This window comes from Mycobacterium sp., assembly GCF_049280035.1.
Classification (GTDB): Bacteria; Actinomycetota; Actinomycetes; order Mycobacteriales; family Mycobacteriaceae; genus Mycobacterium.
In genome coordinates this window covers 1-5,381 of record NZ_JBAPPI010000013.1, presented here as the reverse complement: position 1 = coordinate 5,381, position 5,381 = coordinate 1, and the positions used below count along the sequence as shown (strand labels likewise).

Annotated in this window: 7 protein-coding genes and 1 pseudogene; 2 read left to right on the top strand and 6 right to left on the bottom strand. The window is 63.6% G+C overall.

Annotated elements, in window-relative coordinates; genetic code table 11:
• Positions 1 to 67: 67 nt before the first annotated feature.
• Both WAN71_RS00425 and WAN71_RS00420 read left to right on the top strand, forming a co-directional pair.
• A complete protein-coding gene (locus WAN71_RS00425; RefSeq protein ID WP_422223441.1) occupies positions 68 to 811 on the top strand; it encodes a phosphoadenylyl-sulfate reductase in 744 nt (247 codons plus the stop codon).
• Complete coding sequence (locus WAN71_RS00420; RefSeq protein ID WP_422223440.1) at positions 790 to 1,506, top strand: sirohydrochlorin chelatase; 717 nt, start codon at positions 790 to 792, stop codon at positions 1,504 to 1,506. Before WAN71_RS00425 ends, WAN71_RS00420 begins: the two co-directional genes overlap by 22 nt.
• Positions 1,507 to 1,531: 25 nt before the next feature.
• On the opposite strand, the gene WAN71_RS00415 is transcribed toward WAN71_RS00420, so the two are convergent.
• From WAN71_RS00415 to WAN71_RS00390, 6 genes and pseudogenes are all read right to left on the bottom strand, one after another.
• On the bottom strand, positions 1,532 to 1,927 hold the full coding sequence (locus WAN71_RS00415) for a hypothetical protein (protein ID WP_422223439.1): 396 nt from the start codon (positions 1,925 to 1,927) through the stop codon (positions 1,532 to 1,534).
• 28 nt (positions 1,928 to 1,955) lie between these two features.
• Positions 1,956 to 2,351, bottom strand: a complete 396-nt coding sequence (locus tag WAN71_RS00410; RefSeq protein WP_422223438.1) for a hypothetical protein — start codon at positions 2,349 to 2,351, stop codon at positions 1,956 to 1,958.
• 49 nt (positions 2,352 to 2,400) lie between these two features.
• Complete coding sequence (locus tag WAN71_RS00405; protein ID WP_422223437.1) at positions 2,401 to 3,633, bottom strand: hypothetical protein; 1,233 nt, start codon at positions 3,631 to 3,633, stop codon at positions 2,401 to 2,403.
• Positions 3,634 to 3,945 (bottom strand): hypothetical protein, encoded by a 312-nt coding sequence (locus WAN71_RS00400; RefSeq protein WP_422223436.1) that lies wholly within the window; start codon positions 3,943 to 3,945, stop codon positions 3,634 to 3,636. It lies immediately after the preceding gene.
• A 110-nt stretch (positions 3,946 to 4,055) separates the two neighbouring features.
• A complete protein-coding gene (locus tag WAN71_RS00395) occupies positions 4,056 to 5,120 on the bottom strand; it encodes a sulfate/molybdate ABC transporter ATP-binding protein (protein WP_422223435.1) in 1,065 nt (354 codons plus the stop codon).
• 18 nt (positions 5,121 to 5,138) lie between these two features.
• A pseudogene (locus WAN71_RS00390) lies at positions 5,139 to 5,381 on the bottom strand (sulfate ABC transporter); the annotation flags it as partial.

The following is a 5,381-nucleotide window of genomic DNA, read 5'->3' as shown; positions in this document are numbered from 1 at the left end:
GAGGCGGATCTGCGATGAGCCGCGCGGCGACGATGCAGAGCGCAGCGATGCGAGAGGAGCCGCGCAGATGAGCGGGGAGGCGAAAGGTTTGACGGAAGCGGAATTACGCGAACTGGCCGAGCGGGGTGCCGCCGAGCTGGCAGGCGCCAGCGCCAGCGACCTGTTGCGCTGGACCGACGAGCACTTCGGCGGTGTCAGGGGGCCCCGGCCCTCGGCGACGTGCAACTACATCGTGGCCTCGAATATGCAGGACGCGGTGCTCGTCGATCTGGCAGCGAAGGTACGCCCGGGTGTGCCAGTGATGTTCTTGGACACTGGGTATCACTTCGTGGAGACCATCGGCACCCGTGACGCGATCGAGGCGGTCTACGACGTCCGGGTGCTCAACGTCACGCCCGAGCACACGGTCGCAGAGCAAGACCAGCTGCTGGGCAAAGACCTATTCGCTCGCGAACCCAACGAATGCTGCCAGCTTCGCAAGGTCGCCCCGTTGTCCAAGGCGCTGCGCGGTTACTCGGCATGGGTGACCGGGCTGCGCCGCGTGGAGGCGCCGACTCGCGCCAACGCACCGCTGATCAGCTTCGACGAGGCGTTCGGTTTGGTGAAGATCAACCCGCTGGCCGCGTGGACTGACGACGACATGCAGGCCTACATCGACGAAAACGATGTGCTGGTCAATCCGCTTGTCTACGAGGGTTATCCGTCGATCGGCTGTGCTCCTTGCACGGCGAAGGTAGTCGAGGGTGCGGATCCGCGCAGTGGACGCTGGCAGGGGCTGTCGAAGACCGAATGCGGGTTGCACGCGTCGTGACCACCCTGGTGCTGGCCGCGCATGGCAGCGCAGATCCACGGTCGGCGGCCAATGCCCGCGCCGTCGCCAATCAAATTCGCTTCATGCGGCCCGGCCTGGGAGTGCGTGTGGCGTTCTGCGAGTTGAACACTCCACGTCTGGTTGACGTGCTCAGGCCGGGCGCGGTGGTCACCCCGTTGCTGCTGGCCGACGCCTACCATGCTCGCACCGACATCCCCCGGCAGATCGCGAGTTCGGGTGTAGCTGTGCGACAGGCCGACGTCCTGGGCGAGGACGATCGGCTGGTGTCCGTGCTGCACCAGCGGCTTGCCGAGTTGGCAGTCAGCACGCTCGACCCGATGTTGGGGGTGCTGGTGGTGGCGATCGGCTCGACGCATTCCGCGGCTAATGAGCGCACCGCTCGGGTCGCGAACATGCTGAGGGCAGGAACCCGATGGGCCGGCGCGACAACCGCTTTCGCGACCGGATCCGGTCCCTCGGTGGCGGAGGTCGCCGAGAGACTCCGGCGCCGCGGCGCACGCCGCATGGTGATCGCACCGTGGTTCTTGGCGCCTGGGCGCGTAACTGATCGGGTTGCCAGATGCGCTGAAGCGGAAGGCATTCCGATGACAGCGCCACTAGGCGCGCATCGGCTGGTGGTCGAGACAGTACTGGATCGCTTCGATGAGGCGGTAGCCGAGCGCATCGCCGCCTAAGGTCTGACGCAGTCTGGCTACGTGACTACTCGGCGCGTGAGCAACTAGCTCTCTGGACGAGCAGATCAAACCGCTCGCGGCTGCTGACTTTTTCTTGGAGTGAGCGCAGTATCTCGAACCAGTAGTGATCGGCGGACCGACCGAAACGCAGGCCCGAGCCGACCAGAGTGCTTCCAAAGCAAATGTCGGTCAACAACATCGCACGCGCCCAATCCAGATCAGACAACGGCTCCCTGTTCTTGATAGCTTCTATCAGCCGGTTAACGAGGCGGGCCCACTGATCTTCATTCGACTGGCCCAACGCGGGGCACAGCAGCTGATACGTGTGTTGCGCCGTCCCGCCATACTCGTTGAGAGCAAGAACAATGAGCTTACGTTCTTCGTCGGTCAGATCGATCGCCAAACGTTCAGGGTCCGTCATCACTCTCCAATGTCAAGTCAACGCGTTACTACTCGGCGCATGAGGAGCTGGCGTTCCGCACGAGCAGATCAAAGCGCTCGCGACTGCTGACTTTCTCTTGGATCGACCGGAGTATCGGAAACCAGTACTCATCGGCAGACCGTCCGAAACGCAGGCCCGAGCCGACCAGAGTGCTCCCAAACGAAATGTCGGTCAAAAACATCGCACGCGCCCAATCCAGATCAGACAGCGGTTCCTTGCTTTTGACGGCCTCCTTCAGCCGGCTAACGAGGTGGCCCCACTCATCTAAATTCGACTGCCCCAGCACCGGGCCGAGCAGCTGATAGGTGTGTTGCGCCGTGCCGGCATACTCGTTGAGAGCAAGAACCATGAGTTCACGTTCTTCATCCGTCAGATTGATCGCTACGTGTTCAAGGTCCGTCATGGCTCTCCAATTTGGCTTGGGCAAAAGATCCAATTGTTCGTCTGGTTTTCTACTCGGTCGGTTCATGGGCCGGACCGAGTGCCGGTCCCGGTAATCCAATTCCTCCGCCGCCAAAACCACCGACGGACGGACCAGGCCGCAGTGCTGGTGGCTCAACCGGTACCGGCCGGACAGGCGGAGGGTGTACGGGCGCGGGTTCCGGAGGCGCCGGCGGCACGGCTGGGCGCGGTTTCACGGGGCCTTCGACTGGTCTCGGCGACTCGGCCGGGGCTGGACGAGGCCCGTCGGCGAGCTGGCCCTCCTTGAATGACGGTTCGTTCCAGCCGAACTTGTCACTGACAAAATTGGGGTCCCTCTGCAGGTCCGGTTTGAACACTGTGCCGGCGTCGGCACCACCCGGGTCCCGAACAATCATCACGTTATCTTTGGGGTCGTAGATGACGGGCGCACCGTCGCTATTGCTGACCCCGAGGCGCAGTCCTCCGGGATTGTCAATGGATCTTTTCATTTTTCCGTAGACCAAGTCGGCGAGCTGATCTCGCGTCATATCGGGAAAATCATCCATGTGGTCGGTCCCCGCGTGTCCGTAGGCGATTTTTTGGGCGGCCCTCATTAGCGGGTCGTTACTCCAGCCGCCCGGCGGCGGATCGGGTGCCGGGTTCGGCGCGTCTTTGAAGTGGTGGTCAACGAGTTGAACCCCGTTGTGCTTGTCGTCACTGGTGATCGTGTCATCGACGCCGGGCGACTCGGTGAAGGTGAGGTTGTCGATGCCTTTGGTCGCGGCGGTGATTTGCGCGGCGATTTCTTGATCGTTGGCGGCCAGTGCGCCTACCCGGTGACCGATGAAGGCGGCGTGCCCTTGCGCCTGTGCGGCTCGCTGCGCTCGAAACTCGATTGAACCACCTTGGGAACGATCGGTGACCGAATAATCCTCACCGACATCGAAGCCGGCCGCGCGCACCTCCTGCACGGCCTCAAGCACTTCCGCTTTGCAACCTTGCAACTGTTCGCCGCCGCGGCGTGCGATTCCGGCGGCCTCGTGCAACTGAAAAGCCGCGCCGCGAACCTTGACCATGTCGGAATTGGCGCGCTCGTGCATGGCGACCCCGGCCTGACCCTGCCAAGGTGTACCGCCAGGGGCCGACACTCCCGCATGGATTTCGGCGAAAACCTCATCCCACAGATTGCCGGTGCGCTCAAAATAGTCGGCCGCCTCGCGCAGATACGTGGTGTCCAAGCTCTGGACTTGCGAGAGCGTGGGCAGCGTTGTGGCCGAGAGCAATTAGCACACCGTGGGTATGTCGAGCACCTGCACCTGCGCTGCCGAGCTGACTTCGTTCTCGGTATAGCCGGCGGCGGCCGCCGAGAGTTTGCCGGCAGTCGCCTGCACGCGAAACGTGCAGCGGATGTTGGCCGCAGCGACGTCTGCCTGCGCGGTGTTGATCGCCGCTACGCTCGCCAGCCCTGACGATCCCACACTGGTCGGCTCGCGATTACCCGCCAGCTTCCCGGCAAGGGACTGACATGGGCTGGCTTCCAGACGAAGGCCCTCATCACTAACCTGCAGTCGTTGAGTGCTCAGCGGCGATGCCATGCGCAGAGCCTAGTGCTCATTTCTGTTGCCGCAAGTCGCATATGGCTAGCGAAATCGAATCCGTAGCGGGCACGTTAACGACTGCTCGGGAATGTGAAGTAGCGGTGCCGTCATCCCAGCGTCGTGAGCGTGCTGTGGTCCTCGTCGGCCCGGTCGTCGCTGGGCGCAGGCGCCCCGACTGCGATCGGCGGCACCCGGGTGGCGTGCACGTACACGGTGTCCCCATCCCGCAGGCCCAGTGCCTCGGCGTCGCCGCGGGTGATTTGGGCGGTGAATGGCCGGCCGGTGGCGGCGTTGGTCAACTCCACGCGCACCTCAAAGCCGAGCATCACCAGGCGGTCGATGGTGGCACGGACGACTCCGGTGGCCTCGGCGGTGCCGTCGCCGGCGGCGATCTTCATGTCGGGTTTGCGTCCCACCCGGATGTCGTGTGGGCGAACCAGGATGCCGTTCAGCGTTGACACCGCACCTAGAAAGGACATCACGAACGCGTTCGCCGGGGTGTCGTAGACGGCGGTCGGGGATCCCACTTGCTCGATGCGACCGTCGCGCAGCACGGCAATCCGATCGGCCACATCGAGCGCCTCAGCCTGGTCGTGGGTGACCAGAACCGTTGTGACATGTACTTCGTCGTGCAGCCGGCGCAACCAGGCCCGCAGATCCTCGCGGACCTTGGCGTCCAGCGCCCCGAACGGCTCGTCAAGCAGCAGCACTTGCGGGTCGACCGCCAGCGCCCGCGCCAGTGCCATGCGTTGGCGCTGACCGCCGGAGAGCTGGTTGGGATAGCGACCTTGGAAACCGCTGAGCCCCACGACCTTTAGCAGATTGTCAACTTTCTCGGCGATTTCAGCCTTGGGGCGCCGGCGGATCTTCAACCCGAAGGCGATGTTGTCCCGGACGGTCATGTGCTTGAACGCTGCGTAATGCTGAAACACGAAGCCGATGTCGCGCCGCTGCGGCGGTACCCGGGTGACGTCGCGGCCGTTGATCGTGATGGTCCCGCTGTCCGGCTGATCGAGCCCGGCGATCGCGCGCAACAAAGTCGACTTGCCCGAACCGCTGGGCCCCAGCAATGCCGTCAGTGAGCCGGCGGGCACCTCGAAGTCGACATTGTCCAATGCGACGAAATCACCGTAGCGTTTGTTGGCGCCGCGCACGACGATCGCGTTAGTCATAAGCGCCAGTCCTCCTCATCACGCCTGCTTGGTGGCACGTTTACGCTGAGCATCGAGGATCACCTGGACGACGAGAACCACCACGGAGACCGCCATCAGCAGTGTCGACAGGGCGTAGGCGCCGTACTCGGCGCCCCGGTTGTAGCGGTCGGATACCAGCAGCGTCAACGTCTGGGACTTTCCCGGCAGGTTCGACGACACTATGAGGACCGCGCCGTATTCACCGAGCGTGCGCGCGATGGTCAACACGATCCCGTAGGT

Excerpts from the sequence above, each read along its gene's own strand:
- WAN71_RS00420 (WP_422223440.1), top strand. The coding sequence starts at position 790 with ATGCGGGTTGCACGCGTCGTGACCACCCTGGTGCTGGCCGCGCATGGC.
- WAN71_RS00395 (WP_422223435.1), bottom strand. The coding sequence starts at position 5,120 with ATGACTAACGCGATCGTCGTGCGCGGCGCCAACAAACGCTACGGTGAT.
- WAN71_RS00410 (WP_422223438.1), bottom strand. The coding sequence starts at position 2,351 with ATGACGGACCTTGAACACGTAGCGATCAATCTGACGGATGAAGAACGT.
- WAN71_RS00415 (WP_422223439.1), bottom strand. The coding sequence starts at position 1,927 with ATGACGGACCCTGAACGTTTGGCGATCGATCTGACCGACGAAGAACGT.
- WAN71_RS00425 (WP_422223441.1), top strand. The coding sequence starts at position 68 with ATGAGCGGGGAGGCGAAAGGTTTGACGGAAGCGGAATTACGCGAACTG.
- WAN71_RS00400 (WP_422223436.1), bottom strand. The coding sequence starts at position 3,945 with ATGGCATCGCCGCTGAGCACTCAACGACTGCAGGTTAGTGATGAGGGC.